This window comes from Paraburkholderia azotifigens (assembly GCF_007995085.1).
In the GTDB taxonomy this organism is placed as follows: Bacteria; Pseudomonadota; Gammaproteobacteria; order Burkholderiales; family Burkholderiaceae; genus Paraburkholderia; species Paraburkholderia azotifigens.
In genome coordinates, this window is sequence record NZ_VOQS01000001.1 from 3,412,772 (window position 1) to 3,426,702 (window position 13,931).

Genomic DNA, 13,931 nt, shown 5'->3' on the forward strand with positions numbered 1-13,931 from the left:
CATGCGGCTGCTCGTAGTGACACAGTACTTCTGGCCCGAGAATTTTCGGATCAATGATCTCGTTGCCGAACTGGTACGACGCGGTCACGAAGTCACCGTATTGACGGGGCTTCCAAACTATCCGGAAGGATCCGTGTTGCCGCAATTTCGCGACGATCCGGATGCCTACTCTCGCTACGAGGGGGCGGAGGTCATTCGCGTGCCAATGCGGCCTAGGGGGCACGGCGGGCTCAGCTTGATGATGAATTACTTTTCATTTGCTGCGAGCGCATCGTTGCTGGGTATGTGGAAACTACGGGGGCGGAAATTCGATGTGGTTTTCGCCTATGAGCCCTCGCCGATTACCGTCGGGTTGCCGGCAGCGCTGATGCGCGCGGTCAAACGTGCCCCAATGGCTTTCTGGGTGCTGGACCTGTGGCCTGAGACGCTGCAGGCAATAGGCGTCGTCCGTTCCGGCGTGCTGCTGCGGCTCGTGGGGAAGTTGGTCGCGTTTATTTACAAGCGCTGCGATTTGATCCTTGCACAATCGAGAAGCTTTATTCCGCAGATCCGAAAATATGCCGGTTCAGACAGGCGGGTCGAGTATTTCCCAAGCTGGGCGGAATCGTTGTTCGATCTGGAGCGCGTTGTGCCGGCCGAGGAAGTGGCGGCGCAGCCGGGTTCCTTCAACGTGATGTTCGCTGGAAATATCGGCGACGCTCAGGATTTCCCGGCCATCCTCGCCGCCGCCGAAAGCTTGAAAGAGCATTCGCATATTCGCTGGCTAATCGTCGGCGATGGACGTATGGGCAGCTGGGTCGCGGAGGAAATCGAGCGTCGCGGGCTACAGCATTGCGTGTTGATGCTGGGGAGACATCCCGTGGAGAGAATGGCTTCCTTTTTCAAGCATGCGGACGCCCTGTTGGTCAGCTTGAAGGATGAGCCGATTTTCTCAATGACAATTCCGGGGAAGCTTCAATCGTACCTGGCGGCGGGCGTACCGGTCGTTGCCATGCTGAACGGTGAGGGAGCGGAGGTGGTCAGGAATTCCGCCGCAGGTTTGACTTGCGCCGCCGGAGACCACGCGGCCCTAGCAAGCGGCGTGTTGGAACTCTCGCGGATGACTGTGGAGGAGCGTGCGTTGATGGGGCAGAACGCGAGGGCTATCAGCGCCCAGGAGTTCGATCGGGATACCTTGATCCGCCGGTTGGAAGATTGGCTCGGGACTATGACTCGTGACCGATATCCCCCTTCCATAACTCGGGGAGTGTGATGATTTTAGTAACTGGTGCAACAGGATTCGTCGGGAGGGCTCTGGTCGACAAACTGGCCCGTGACCACGTCCCGGTCCGTGCGTGTGTTCGTCGTTCGATCGGTACGATGCCCGCAGGCGTTGAGACTGCCCTTATCGAAGGCTTGTCGGCGGAGATGGATTGGACGAAAGCATTGGAAGGGATCTCGACTGTTGTGCACGCAGCGGCGCGTGTGCACGTGATGGACGATAAGGCTGCAGATCCGCTTGCCGAATTCCGGCAGGTCAATGTGGTGGGAACGCTGCATCTGGCGAGCCAGGCCGCGGCTGCGGGCGTATCGCGCTTCGTCTTTGTCAGCTCTATCAAGGTGAACGGTGAGGCGACGGAGTCAGGCCGGGCTTTTTCTGCAGATGATGTTCCCGCGCCGCTTGACGCCTATGGGATATCGAAAATGGAGGCGGAGCAGGGACTGCGCGAACTATCGAATCTGACTGGCATGGAGGTTGTCATTATTCGGCCGCCCCTGGTTTATGGCCCGGGCGTGAAAGCCAATTTCCAGGCGATGATGAGCTGGCTCAATCGCGGTATCCCGCTGCCGTTAGGGGCTATTCACAATGCACGCAGCCTAGTGGCCATCGATAATCTGGTTGCCTTGATTGCTACGTGTATCACGCATCCTGCCGCAGCCAATCAGACACTGCTTGTTTCGGACGATGAGGATTTGTCGACGACGCAATTATTGCGGCGGATGGCGCGTGCGCTTGGGCGGCCGGCCAGACTGATTCCCGTCCCTGCATCCCTGTTACGAATTGGGGCAACGGTGGTGGGGAAGCCTGCAATTGCGCAGCGATTGTGCGGGTCACTTCAGGTTGATATTGCGAAGACGAAAGAATTGCTGGCCTGGAGTCCCCCTCTTTCTGTTGATGAAGGTTTGAGAAAAGCCGCGGAGGGCTTTAGGAGTGAAACGTCTATTTGATTTGGTCCTGGCTATCTGCGCGAGCCTGATCCTGCTAATTCCGATCGTAGTGGTTGCTTTTGCAGTACGTTTGACGTCGCGTGGTCCTGTTTTGTACTGGTCGGATCGCGTGGGGAAGAACAACAAAATCTTTAAGATGCCGAAGTTTCGAAGCATGAGAGTGGGGACGCCTGCGGTGGCCACGCATTTGTTGAAGGACCCAACGGCACATTTGACGCCAATAGGTAGCTTCTTGCGCAAAAGCAGCCTGGACGAGCTGCCGCAGATTTGGAGCATCCTCACCGGTGACATGAGTTTTGTCGGGCCTCGACCAGCGCTCTTCAATCAAGACGACCTGATCGATCAGCGTACCCGCTTGGGTGTCGAGACATTGGTGCCTGGACTGACGGGATGGGCGCAGGTTAACGGCCGGGATGAATTACCCATTCCTGAAAAAGTTAAGCTCGACCGGGAATATCTTGAGCGTCAATCGTTGTGGTTCGATATCAAGATTCTCTGGATGACTTTTGAAAAGGTCATTCGGCGCGATGGCATCACACATTGACGGTTGCGAAATGAAGAGACTATTGATTGTTGGTGCTGGAGGCCATGGTAAATCCGTGGCCGAAGCGGTCTTGGCGTGTGGGACTTTCGAGCTGATTGGGTTCGTGGATGATGCCGCCCCTGAATTGACGTCGGTTTGGGGTCGGCCCATCCTCGGCACAACAGCGAGCTTGGCAGAAGGCCGTTCGCAGGCGGAGGCGGCTATCGTTGCCATCGGGAACAATAGTCTGCGGGAAGTCCTGTTCGATCGACTGGGGGAACTCGGTTTCGAGCTGCCTGCTATTGTTCATCCTAGGGCGATTGTGTCGCCCACGGCGGTAGTCGGGCCGGGGAGTGCAATCATGGCGGGCTCGATCATCGGCACCGAGGCTAAGTTAGGTGCAGGCTCGATCGTCAATTGCGGCGGGGTAGTCGATCATCACTGCACGGTTGAGGATTTTGGTCATCTTGGCGTGAATGCTTCCATGGCAGGCGGGTCCATCTTGGGGCGCGGGGCATGGATGCAGGCCGGTTCCGCGCTGGGTTATGGAGTGAGGGTGCAAGACGGTGTTGTCCTCGCGCCCGGTACTGCCCTTCAGGTGAGTCGAGAGCATTAATGCCCGTTTCCAGGATTTCAGTAGCGTCGTTGCTGGCGTTGCCTCGCCCTGCCAAGCGCGCGGCGGTGTTGGCGGTCGACCTTGTGTTGTCGATATTCTCCGTCTGGAGCGCTTTCTACTTGCGCATCGGTCAGACAGGATTGCCGCAATACCAGCAGGCGTATGTTTATCTGTTGACCCCCTTTTTGGTCTTCCCGATATTCGTGCGCCTTGGCCTCTATCGAGCCATTTTCCGCTATACAGGCATGGCTGCGCTGGCAAGCACGGCCAAAGCGGTTGGCATCTACGCGGCGGTTTTTTTTATCGCTCTGCTGATTTTCAAATGGAATGGCGTTCCGGGCAGCATCGGACTGATCCAGCCGATGATTTTCTTGCTGCTGGTAGGTGCGAGCCGCGCTATGGCGCGCTTCTGGCTCGTTGGCCTAGGGGACGGTTACGGCGATGGAGAGGGCAGGTTGCTGATCTATGGCGCGGGCGAGGCCGGTGTGCAGACTGCTTCCGCACTCAGGACCTCACGCCAGTTTGCTCTTCTTGGCTTTATCGATGAGGACGCGAGCAAGATCGGCGGCAGTATCAATGGCGTGGACATCTTTGGCCTCGACGAGGTGCGAGATATCGTCGAACGCATGGGCGTGACCGATATCCTGCTTGCGATCCCCTCGTTGGGACGGGTGCGACGTAACGGGATCATTGCCACGCTTCGCGAATTGCCTGTCCACGTGCGCACGCTGCCGAGCATGAGCGATCTCGCATCGGGTCGGGTAACGGTACGCGACTTCCGCGAACTGGATGTCGAGGACCTGCTCGGTCGTGCGCCTGTTGTGCCCAACGCAGCGCTGCTGGCGCGCAACCATTCTGGCAAGACGGTCCTGGTGACGGGGGCGGGCGGTAGCATTGGCAGCGAACTTTGCCGGCGAATCATGTTGGAGAAGCCGCGCCGTCTTGTGCTGGTCGAGCATAACGAGTTCGGGCTCTACACCATCCACCGTGAACTGGAAGACCGATGCTCAGAGCAGTGCTTGTCGATCGAGCTGGTTCCCCTGCTGGCCAGCGTATCGAATCTGGGACGCCTGCGCGAGATCTGCCAAATCCATCGACCATCCACGGTCTACCATGCCGCGGCCTACAAGCACGTGCCGCTCGTCGAATGCAATCCGTCGGAAGGCGTCCTGAACAATGTGTTCGGTACGCTCAATATGGCTCGTGCGGCAATGGAGAGCGGCGTTGAGTACTTCGTGCTCGTGTCCACCGACAAGGCAGTACGTCCGACCAACGTAATGGGTGCCACCAAGCGGATGTCCGAATTGGTGCTGCAGGCATTGGCAGCCAGTCAGGCGCTGACATTCGACGTGCTTGACCGCCAGGCAGGCGAAGCGGTCAAGAACCGCACCATTTTTGCGATGGTCCGTTTCGGCAACGTTCTAGGCAGTAGCGGCAGCGTCGTCCCGCTATTTCGCCGTCAGTTGTTGGAAGGCGGCCCGCTGACGGTAACCCACAAAGACGTTACCCGCTATTTCATGACGATTCCCGAGGCTGCACAATTGGTCTTGCAAGCAGGGGCGATGGCGCGTGGCGGCGAGGTTTTCGTGCTCGATATGGGGCATCCAGTCAAGATCATCGATCTTGCCCGACGCATGATCGAGTTGTCTGGGCTGGCAGTCCGGGACGAACGTAATCCTGGTGGTGACATTGAGATCAAAATCACCGGATTGCGTCCAGGAGAGAAGCTCTATGAAGAACTGTTGATCGGAGACAACCCAGAGGGGACGGCGCACGAGCGCATCATGAAGGCGCGCGAGGATCATCTGAGTTGGTCCGAGCTTGAGCCGGTACTGGCTGAAATCAGGCTGGCGGCCGAACAGCACAATCAGGTGCACATGCAGGAGATTCTGCGTCGACTGGTGCATGGTTACGGGCCACAAGCGGCTGACAATTCCGTAACGGCTACGCTTCAAAACTGATACTAATGAAATTCAGAAAATTGATCGTGGCCGTCGTTATGTTGACCCTTCAGTCGTTTTGTCTCGCGCAAACGGCGGCCCCCGGAACGGGTGTCAGGATACAGAGCACGACGGTTGAATACGCTTCTAGTCCACTTGGCATCGATACGCCTAAACCAAGACTGAGCTGGATTCTTGCATCGGACGAACGTAACCAGAAACAGAGTGCCTACGAGGTAAAAGTGGCGACGAGCTCGTCCCTGCTCGCGCGGCCGGATGTCTGGGATAGCGGCAGGGTGGCGACGGATCAGTCGGCATTGGTCTTGTATGGCGGTGCCCCATTGTTGTCACGGACCCGATACTATTGGACGGTTCGAGTCTGGGACGCACAAGGACGTCCTTCCGCGTGGAGCAAGCCATCATGGTGGGAAATGGGATTGCTTTCGAAATCCGACTGGCATGCTCAATACATCGGCCATGACCAGGTGCTATCTTTACCTGCAGGTTTCAACAAATCGAATCAACCTGCTCAGCTCAATCCAGGCGAGACGCAGGGCCAAAGCTTTACGTCGAGCAAGCCATTTTTTCAGTCTCCGCGTCGGTCCCAACATTCGTCACGACTCGTTCAGGCATGACGCTCTCCTTATACGAGGGCGGACCGGGCGGCAAGCTGCTCGCACGGCACCGATTCAATAATCAACCGGATAATGCGTGGGGGACATTAAAACTCAAAAAGCCTGCGCCGCCTGGAAAATACTACCTGGAGCAATCGGACGTCACCGGCAAAATTGGTTGGTGGACTTACGGCAAGGGGGATATGAAAGCGGCGAGGCTTATACCAATGGCAAGCCCACTATTGGAGATCGAAAAATCCGCTGGGATACGCGTACCCGGGAAGAGCCAGAAAGTCCGAGTCCCGAGCTTCGCAAGGAATTCGTTGCCGCAAAACAGGTTCAGTCAGCCAGACTATACGCGACTGCCCTCGGCGTGTATCAGGTGGAGATCAACGGACATCAGGTGGGGAACGATTATTTTGCCCCGGGATGGACGGACTATAACCGGCGCGTCCAATATCAGACGTACGATGTGACAGATCTGGTGCGGTCGGGTAAGAACGCTATGGGTATCATGCTCGCCACGGGTTGGTATGCGGGCAACATCGGATCGTTTGGGCCTGATCAATACGGGCGAGTACCTTACGCTCTGGCCCAACTGGAATTGAAATATTCGGATGGCAGCAGCGAGCGGATAGTTACCGACAGCAGCTGGAAGAGCAAAATCGGTCCCATCGTTAGCGCCGATCTACTCATGGGCGAGAAGTACGACGCACGCAAAGAAACACCGGGATGGAGTTCGCCAGGCTTCGACGATGCGGGTTGGAAGGCTGTGCTGGTCAAACCGGCCACGCAGGCAGAATTGGTCGCTCAAGTGGACCCGCCGGTACGTATGGAGCGCGAACTTGAACCGGTGAAGGTCACGGAACGTAAGCTTGGCAGCTATATTTTTGACCTTGGACAGAACATGGTTGGGACCGTGAGATTACGCGTATCCGGAAAGGCCGGGCAAGTGATAACAATACGCCATGCTGAAGTGCTAAATAGCGATGGAACAATGTATACGACTAATTTACGCACAGCCGCAGCGACCGATACCTATGTTTTGAAAGGCAAGGGTGAGGAGGTATTTGAGCCTAATTTCACTGTTCATGGCTTTCGCTACGTTGAAGTGACGGGCTCGAAGACTCGGCCTGAGCTTGTCGGGCGAGTGCTGCATACCGCCGCGCCGTTCACGCTATCGTTCTCGACTGACGTGCCGATGCTGAACCAGTTGCAAGGCAATATTGCGTGGGGTCAGCGTGGCAATTTTCTGTCCATTCCGACAGATACGCCGGCACGTGATGAGCGACTCGGCTGGACCGGCGATATTGCTGCGTTTGCCGGCACGGGTACTTACAACATGGAGTCGGCGCAATTTCTTAGCAAATGGCTGACGGATCTTCGGGATACACAGTCGCCGGCAGGCGCCTTTTCAGATATTGCACCGGACCCAGGCGGGCTGGGTATCGGTGAGGCTGGGGCAGGGTGGGGCGATGCCGGTGTCATCGTGCCGTGGACATCATATGAACGCTACGGAGACAGGCGGGTACTTGAGCAGAATTTTGACGCGATGGTCAAGTGGATTTCTTATCTGAAGGCAAACAGTACTGGCTACTTGCGTCCGAGTGCCGGTTATGGAGACTGGCTCAATATCAAGGATGAGACGCCAAAGGACCTGATTGCTACGGCCTTCTTCGCGCATAGCGCTGCAATCGTGGCGAAATCCGCAGTGGTTCTGGGAAAGGATCCCGCGCCGTACAAAGAGTTATTTGCCAACATCCGCAGTGCGTTTGACGCCTCTTTTGTACAGTCTGACGGAAGAATTAAGGGAAATACGCAAACGGCCTATGTACTGGCTCTGACTATGGATTTGTTACCCGACTCCTTGAGGAAACCGGCAGCCAACCATCTGGTTGAGTTGATCAAAGCCAAAGGCTGGCACCTCTCCACAGGATTCCTTGGCACGCCACGACTGCTGTTTGCGCTTTCGGAAAACGGGCATATGGTTGTTGCTTACCGCCTCCTTCTCCAGACCAGCTTTCCTTCCTGGGGTTACCAGATTGGTAAGGGTGCAACGACAATGTGGGAGCGATGGGATGCAATCCGTCCGAATGGCGCATTTCAGGATGCGCGAATGAACTCATTTAACCACTATGCGTATGGTTCCGTAGGCGAGTGGATGTACCAGAATATCGCGGGGATACGTCCTGGCAGTCCAGGGTTCCAGAAGATCGTTATTCAACCTACGCCGGGCAACAAGGTGCATAGCGCTAGCAGCCGATACGATTCGCCATACGGGCCAATAGCGGTGAACTGGCAAGAGAAAAAAGGTCAGTTGAGTCTCGACGTGGACATCCCGGTCAACGCCAGCGCCGAAATTTGGGTGCCGGCGGCAAAGGGACGGATAGTCGAAGAAGACGGTGCGAACTTTCTCTATCGAAAAAATGATTGGACGGTCTATCAAGTTGGGTCAGGGAAATATCACTTTTCGGTGCATTGAGATTTCTAATCCGACATTCGTTTCTTTTTCGGACTTCTAACGAAAGTGTCTGAGGTTTGCGGAAAAGGCGCGTTCACGATTTTCCCGGTAGCTTAGCTGACTTGCCGGCGGAGGAATGCGCCAGCTTCGGTTATGCGAAAGCGGCTACTCAACCGGGTGTACCTCACCTGCTGGGGCCGAGGTTCAGCCGACGTGTATCTTATCTAAAGGTTTCCGTACGGCCGATCAGGATTGGGATTTGCATCGGTGCACTGATCATTGGCTGCGCCATACGGATTTCCTTTGTTATCCGAATCTGGCGATGATCAGGACGCCGGCCATTACAACTGCAGTGCCAACAAGTCGACCAGCATTTACGCCATCGCGAAAGAAGACCACGCCCGAAGCGAGCACCAGCATATACACGAGACTCGTGAATGGATACGCGTAGCTGATCTGGAATTTCGTGAGCGCCAGCATCCACGACACACCCGCAAAGAATGTCGCGATGATGCCCGAGATCACCCATGGGTTTAGCAATAGGCCCGTGACGAACTGGATCTTGCCGGGCAGGCTCACCGGAAGATTGCCAGCGTGGCCTACCTGCCAGCGCATGATGACCTGACTGTATGCGGTCAGAAAGACCATCGCGATGATGTAGAGATGATCCAGGGCTCGATTCATTGGATGCGCAGCCGATAAAATGTAGGCGCACATTGTACAAGACGCCCAACTGCGCGCCGTTGAGCAGCGCACCGGCGGGCGCTATGCCGTAGGCGAAGATTCAGAAGAATGTTCGAATGTCCCTGCCACGAGCCGCGTCACCGGCCCAGTGCGTTCGGTTCCATTGTTCTAATTCCCGCCAGATCGAGTGGGAATCAGAATGTCGAAGTCGCATTGCTATGACCAGACGGTGTCGGCGACAGTCGGCGACACCCCTATGGTATGCGGTCAAAGCCGGAACAGTGAGTCCGGCATGCGCGACTCTTTAAACGCGTCGCGGATTCCGGAGGGCGGCGATGGCAGCGCCCACCAACATACCCAGTGCGGCGCCGACTGCGATCAGCAGCTTCGCGCTCGGCGTGCTAGGTCGTTCGGGAACGTACGGCGCGACGAGCATCCGGGTTGGATACGTGCGTAAGGGGCTGAGAGCCCCCTGTAGCTCGGTTGTCTGTTTGTTCAGTGCAACGATCTGTTCGTTGATCAGCGTTGCCGTATTGGTCAACAGGATGTCGTGCGAATTGTTGCCGGTGGCGTTGCCGGATTGGATCGACTTATAGGTGCGGTCGGAGTCGGCCTCAACTGAAGCGAGCTTGGCGGACGCAAGATCGAGTGCGCGTTTCATGTCATTGACCGTGGGTTCGAACCTTTTTTGATGTTCGGCCGAAAATACCTTGAAGGAGGCCATCAATGCCGCCTGAGCTCGGTCTCGGGAGTAGTCCGAGACTTCCAGCTCGATGAGGTCGAGGCCTTTTGCAGGCGTTGCCCGCAACGAGTCGAAGATTACCTTGGCTTCCCTGTCATTGTTGACATCGGTCGGCAGTCCCATTTCCTGGAGCACAAGAAGTCGGGAGCTGGCCAAATTGTAACGATCCGTGGCGGATAACTGGCTTTCGATGAGCTGACCTGCCTGCTCAGGCATGGTCACTTGTCCGATTTGGACCGTCATTTTGGCGAGCCATCGGGGATGCTGGAATTGGGAAGTCAATGTGCCAATCAACGCTCCGACTACGGTAGTCAGAATAATAAGCTTGATCGACTTGGCAAAATGGCGCAGAAGATGCGTATGCGAGCGTTCTGCTACTGGGGGTGTTTGGTGCATGCCGAGAAATATGTCGGAAGGGTTTTGAGGCGGTGACCGTGATTGTAGCGCGACTTTTGCTCGAATCTCCAAAGGCGTGCGTGGGCGTGTCGTCCATGCGGTGCTGCACTGCACCATAGACTTATAACCCTTTGATCAACTCATTTATGCCCACTAGGTCTGTCGTCGCATTGTCCACAAGACGACAACGAAGCAGTATCGGTGTATCGGTCGTTACCCAGCGAGTCATCAGGATCGACTTAGGCGCCAGCCGATGGCGCTTTTGGCTGGTGCCCACCGGTAGCCGAGATACTTCCTGATCGATGCATCTTGCGGTTCGGGCATACTCGTACTGGCGAGTGCTGACGGGATGTCTACCTGTTGTGCCATGAAGGGCAAACCGATCACATGATTAACCGCTCTGCGGACATTTGGCGAAGTGTTGATGCCACCGGCGCACGGTTCGGATTTACGACGACACCGGACGAGGAAGCATGGGCAGAAAGGTTATGCATTGATCGGCGGTGGCCTGAAAAAGATTCGATTACCCGGCGTGACGATCTGGTTGCCGTTTGCCTTGGAGCACCCGCGAAATTCGTGCCGGGACCGTATGACAAGTGAGGTTCCGCGCGCATGCCTTAGAACTTATAGCGAAGAACTTCTGCACCGTCGCTGGCAGCCAGCGTCCGCCTGATCGCATCACACCGTCAAGACGGAGTTTCCACCGGCTGACTGATCGCAATGTCCTCGAGGTCTGTGACGTTGCGTCGCTCACGGATGTCGCATGGCACGACGCCAATCGGCTGCGCATTGCCCGCACCAATCTCGCGTGCGACAGCTTCGGAACCTGATCATCTCGACTCGTCGAGTTTTAGGCAGCATAGGTTCCCGTCCTTGAGCGCCTCTGCTTCGAAGTGTGGTGCCAAGAACGTACACTGACCGATGATGCCTTTGACGCCGATCTTCAACAGCAGGTTGCCCATCCGGTCTCCTTTGAAATCGGCACCGTAGTTACCCTCGTTCAGATACGCGAGATGCAACGGTTCGCGTAGGCCGTCAAATGCAAAATAGGTTGTATTGTCGACTACAAGACGTCGCGCGCCATCTGCTTCGAGGCCGCACTTGCGGGCGAACTTTCGGACCTGCTCTCGCTGTTCGGCAAACTTGAATGTCGGGATAGAGAGTGCCTGATTTGGCAGGCCGATTCCCACGGGATGAACGGTGGTGACAAGGCGAGGTACAACAGTCGTAAAGAACACTAACGCGCTCGTCAGGAAAACCACAAACAGCGGCGCCAATATGCCGGCGGCCCACATTTGACAACGGCTGTCCCAGCGTGGCACGCCGGCGCACAAGAGCATGAGTAATGCGGCCAACGGCACGACTAGACTGCCGCCGTAGAACGTCCACACCTTGTACAACATCAGGTGACCCAGTAGTCCGATCCAAAGGGTGGCAATAAGGGCGGCGCGATATCCGGCGATCCTTCGCAGAAGCGCTACCACAACGCTGATCGGTGGAATCAGCACCGCTAGCCAGATTGCAAGTGCGAGAGCCGCTTTGATGCCTACGTTGGTGAGCGCAATCCACGGCACGCCGGCAATGCTATTCATCGACGGCAACCAATCGGACTGGTAATTTTCCTGGAACGTCAGATAGGCGTTGATTGCGTATGGAGCTGACGTCAGGTTGGTGAACAACTCGTGGACAAACGTCGTAGGGGATTTGGCCAACATGCCTAGCGCCGTCGTTTGCGAGGCAAGCAGGCCGGATAAGATGGGAGCATCCTCACATTTTGTAGCACCGGACGAAAATGAAACGCTTTGGACCGTACACGCCAGTACGAAAACGACCGCGACCGTACACAGCGCGATATTGCGGGACCGGAAGCTGAAACACGCCGATACGATGACGACGGGAAAGAAAAAGACCGCTTTCGGGTGGCTGTAGAAGAAAAAGCTTGCCGCGAAGCAAAACACGATGAGGCAAGCCAACCGGCGCGCTCGCTGTCCGGGGCGGGCTATGCGTTCGACGAGGGCCGGGAATAGAACGAATAGCGTCAGTAACAGGACCAGCCATTGTTCGGCCCGCGCCAGTCCGAGGGTCAGCGGCAGAACGCCAAGGCCGGTTATGGCAGCGACGACAGCCATCGCCGGCAGGTAGAGACGGCGATGCGAGAACACCCAACGAACGGCGAGGGCCAGCAAGGCACCGCAGCACAAGGCCGTCACGACGGAGATTATCCTTATTCCAAGCGGCGTTGCCTTGGCGTATAGCATCTCGTACGCAAATGCAGCCGGGCGCATCGACAAGGGAATGTTTAGCAAGAAATCGGAGTGGCACTCCGGATATAGCGTATTAAATTTCCAGCCATTCGTGATTGCCGCGGCCTGCATCATTTTCGTTGCGATTTCATCACTGTATAAAGGCACGAGAATGGCCGTGGCGATGATCGCAACCCATACACACAACACGAACAATGACAGATTGTCTGCCCACCGTACCAGGTTGCTATTGGCTGTCTCTTGTTTTGAGTTTGAGATCAAGTTGGTAGGAATTCCGCATAATAGACAATCTGCCATGTTTCAAACGGAGTGGCGGCAGTCACTCATTGAGCTTGACCGACCTACTCAAGGTATTCACCACCTTGTCTTGTTGGGCCTCCGTTAGACCGACCCAAAGCGGCAATCGCACCAAGCGCTCCGAGACCGAATCCGTGATCGACAGATCACCATGCGCGCGACCATATTTCAATCCGCCCGGCGAAGAATGCAACGGGACATAGTGGAACACGGAAGAGATCTCATTGCGTCTGAAGTCGTCGAGAACCGCTTGCCGGTTGACCTCCGACGAAAGGAGCACATAGTACATATGTGCATTGTGTTGGCACTCCTTGGGCAGAATGGGTCGTCGCAGCACGCCTTTGGCTTCGAACGATTCGAGTAGAGCGTGATAGCGATTCCAACTGAGCATTCGTCGCTCGGTGATTTTGTCAGCCTCTTCGAACTGAGCCCACAAAAAGGCTGCCGTGAGTTCGCCGGGGAGGAATGAAGATCCAACTTCCTGCCAGGTGTATTTGTCTACTTCACCGCGAAAGAAGCGACTCCGGTCTGTGCCCTTTTCCCGAATGATTTCGGCGCGCGGAGTCAGTTGTGGATCGTTGACGAGCAAGCTGCCGCCCTCGCCGGAAATGACGTTCTTGGTTTCATGAAAGCTGTACGCGCCGAGATCGCCGATGCTTCCGAGCGCGCGCCCCTTGTACGTCGCCATGACACCTTGCGCAGCGTCTTCCACAACCTTCAATCCATTGCGTGCCGCAATTGCCATGATCGTGTCCATTTCGCACGCGACGCCGGCGTAATGCACGGGCACGATTGCTCGTGTGCGAGGGGTGATTGCGGACTCGATCAACCGTTCATCGATATTGAGTGTGTCGTTCCGCACGTCTACAAATACGGGCACGGCACCGCGCAGCACGAATGCGTTTGCTGTGGACACGAAGGTGTACGACGGCATGATCACCTCGGCGCCGGGCTCGATGTCCAGCAACAGCGCAGCCATCTCCAGTGCTGCTGTGCAGGAATGCGTAAGCAATGCCTTGGCGCATTGCGTGCGCGCCTCAAGCCACGCGTGGCAGCGCTTGGTGAACGGACCGTCGCCAGCAAGACGTCCATTGAAATGCGCCTCGGCGATATAGTGCAATTCCTTGCCCGTCATATTCGGCCAATTGAACGGGATAGGTCTGTCTTTGTTTGTGTCCATATTGCT

At 56.3% G+C, this 13,931-nt stretch carries 11 protein-coding genes; 7 read left to right on the forward strand and 4 right to left on the reverse strand.

Annotation, left to right across the window (positions count from 1 at the left end; genetic code table 11):
• Nucleotide 1 precedes the first annotated feature (1 nt).
• The 7 genes from FRZ40_RS15315 (at nt 2) to FRZ40_RS15345 (ending at nt 8,383) form a co-directional block, all read left to right on the forward strand.
• A complete protein-coding gene (locus tag FRZ40_RS15315) occupies nt 2-1,252 on the forward strand; it encodes a glycosyltransferase family 4 protein (protein ID WP_147234585.1) in 1,251 nt (416 codons plus the stop codon).
• Nucleotides 1,252-2,208 carry a UDP-glucose 4-epimerase family protein gene (locus FRZ40_RS15320; protein ID WP_147234586.1) on the forward strand — a complete coding sequence of 319 codons (957 nt, stop codon included), beginning with the start codon at nt 1,252-1,254 and terminating at the stop codon, nt 2,206-2,208. The genes FRZ40_RS15315 and FRZ40_RS15320 overlap by 1 nt, the downstream gene beginning before the upstream one ends.
• A complete protein-coding gene (locus tag FRZ40_RS15325) occupies nt 2,192-2,752 on the forward strand; it encodes a sugar transferase (protein ID WP_147234587.1) in 561 nt (186 codons plus the stop codon). The genes FRZ40_RS15320 and FRZ40_RS15325 overlap by 17 nt, the downstream gene beginning before the upstream one ends.
• Before the next feature lie 10 nt (nt 2,753-2,762).
• Nucleotides 2,763-3,347 (forward strand): PglD-related sugar-binding protein, encoded by a 585-nt coding sequence (locus tag FRZ40_RS15330; protein ID WP_147234588.1) that lies wholly within the window; start codon nt 2,763-2,765, stop codon nt 3,345-3,347.
• Nucleotides 3,347-5,308 (forward strand): polysaccharide biosynthesis protein, encoded by a 1,962-nt coding sequence (locus FRZ40_RS15335; protein ID WP_147234589.1) that lies wholly within the window; start codon nt 3,347-3,349, stop codon nt 5,306-5,308. The genes FRZ40_RS15330 and FRZ40_RS15335 overlap by 1 nt, the downstream gene beginning before the upstream one ends.
• 5 nt (nt 5,309-5,313) lie before the next feature.
• The gene (locus tag FRZ40_RS15340; RefSeq protein ID WP_147234590.1) at nt 5,314-5,922 is read left to right on the forward strand and encodes a glycoside hydrolase family 78 protein; all 609 of its coding nucleotides are present in this window, start codon (nt 5,314-5,316) and stop codon (nt 5,920-5,922) included.
• Nucleotides 5,923-5,998: 76 nt separating this feature from the next.
• Nucleotides 5,999-8,383: a glycoside hydrolase family 78 protein gene (locus FRZ40_RS15345; protein ID WP_147234591.1), complete on the forward strand. Its 2,385-nt coding sequence runs from the start codon at nt 5,999-6,001 to the stop codon at nt 8,381-8,383.
• A 285-nt stretch (nt 8,384-8,668) separates the two neighbouring features.
• Here FRZ40_RS15345 and FRZ40_RS15350 read toward each other — a convergent pair whose 3' ends face one another.
• The 4 genes from FRZ40_RS15350 to rffA form a co-directional block, all read right to left on the reverse strand.
• Nucleotides 8,669-9,046 (reverse strand): DMT family transporter, encoded by a 378-nt coding sequence (locus FRZ40_RS15350; protein WP_147234592.1) that lies wholly within the window; start codon nt 9,044-9,046, stop codon nt 8,669-8,671.
• A gap of 304 nt (nt 9,047-9,350) precedes the next feature.
• Nucleotides 9,351-10,031: a hypothetical protein gene (locus tag FRZ40_RS15355; protein ID WP_158647002.1), complete on the reverse strand. Its 681-nt coding sequence runs from the start codon at nt 10,029-10,031 to the stop codon at nt 9,351-9,353.
• Nucleotides 10,032-11,014: 983 nt separating this feature from the next.
• Nucleotides 11,015-12,709, reverse strand: coding sequence for a hypothetical protein (locus FRZ40_RS15360; protein ID WP_147234594.1), 1,695 nt, complete (start codon nt 12,707-12,709; stop codon nt 11,015-11,017).
• Between the two features lie 58 nt (nt 12,710-12,767).
• Nucleotides 12,768-13,925 carry a dTDP-4-amino-4,6-dideoxygalactose transaminase gene (rffA, locus tag FRZ40_RS15365; protein WP_147234595.1) on the reverse strand — a complete coding sequence of 386 codons (1,158 nt, stop codon included), beginning with the start codon at nt 13,923-13,925 and terminating at the stop codon, nt 12,768-12,770.
• Nucleotides 13,926-13,931 lie beyond the last annotated feature (6 nt).

What these genes read in the sequence shown, in the direction of transcription:
- FRZ40_RS15330 (WP_147234588.1), top strand. Translation starts at nt 2,763, where the DNA reads ATGAAGAGACTATTGATTGTTGGTGCTGGAGGCCATGGTAAATCCGTG.
- FRZ40_RS15350 (WP_147234592.1), bottom strand. Translation starts at nt 9,046, where the DNA reads ATGAATCGAGCCCTGGATCATCTCTACATCATCGCGATGGTCTTTCTG.
- FRZ40_RS15340 (WP_147234590.1), top strand. Translation starts at nt 5,314, where the DNA reads ATGAAATTCAGAAAATTGATCGTGGCCGTCGTTATGTTGACCCTTCAG.
- FRZ40_RS15355 (WP_158647002.1), bottom strand. Translation starts at nt 10,031, where the DNA reads ATGACGGTCCAAATCGGACAAGTGACCATGCCTGAGCAGGCAGGTCAG.
- FRZ40_RS15335 (WP_147234589.1), top strand. Translation starts at nt 3,347, where the DNA reads ATGCCCGTTTCCAGGATTTCAGTAGCGTCGTTGCTGGCGTTGCCTCGC.
- rffA (WP_147234595.1), bottom strand. Translation starts at nt 13,925, where the DNA reads ATGGACACAAACAAAGACAGACCTATCCCGTTCAATTGGCCGAATATG.
- FRZ40_RS15315 (WP_147234585.1), top strand. Translation starts at nt 2, where the DNA reads ATGCGGCTGCTCGTAGTGACACAGTACTTCTGGCCCGAGAATTTTCGG.
- FRZ40_RS15320 (WP_147234586.1), top strand. Translation starts at nt 1,252, where the DNA reads ATGATTTTAGTAACTGGTGCAACAGGATTCGTCGGGAGGGCTCTGGTC.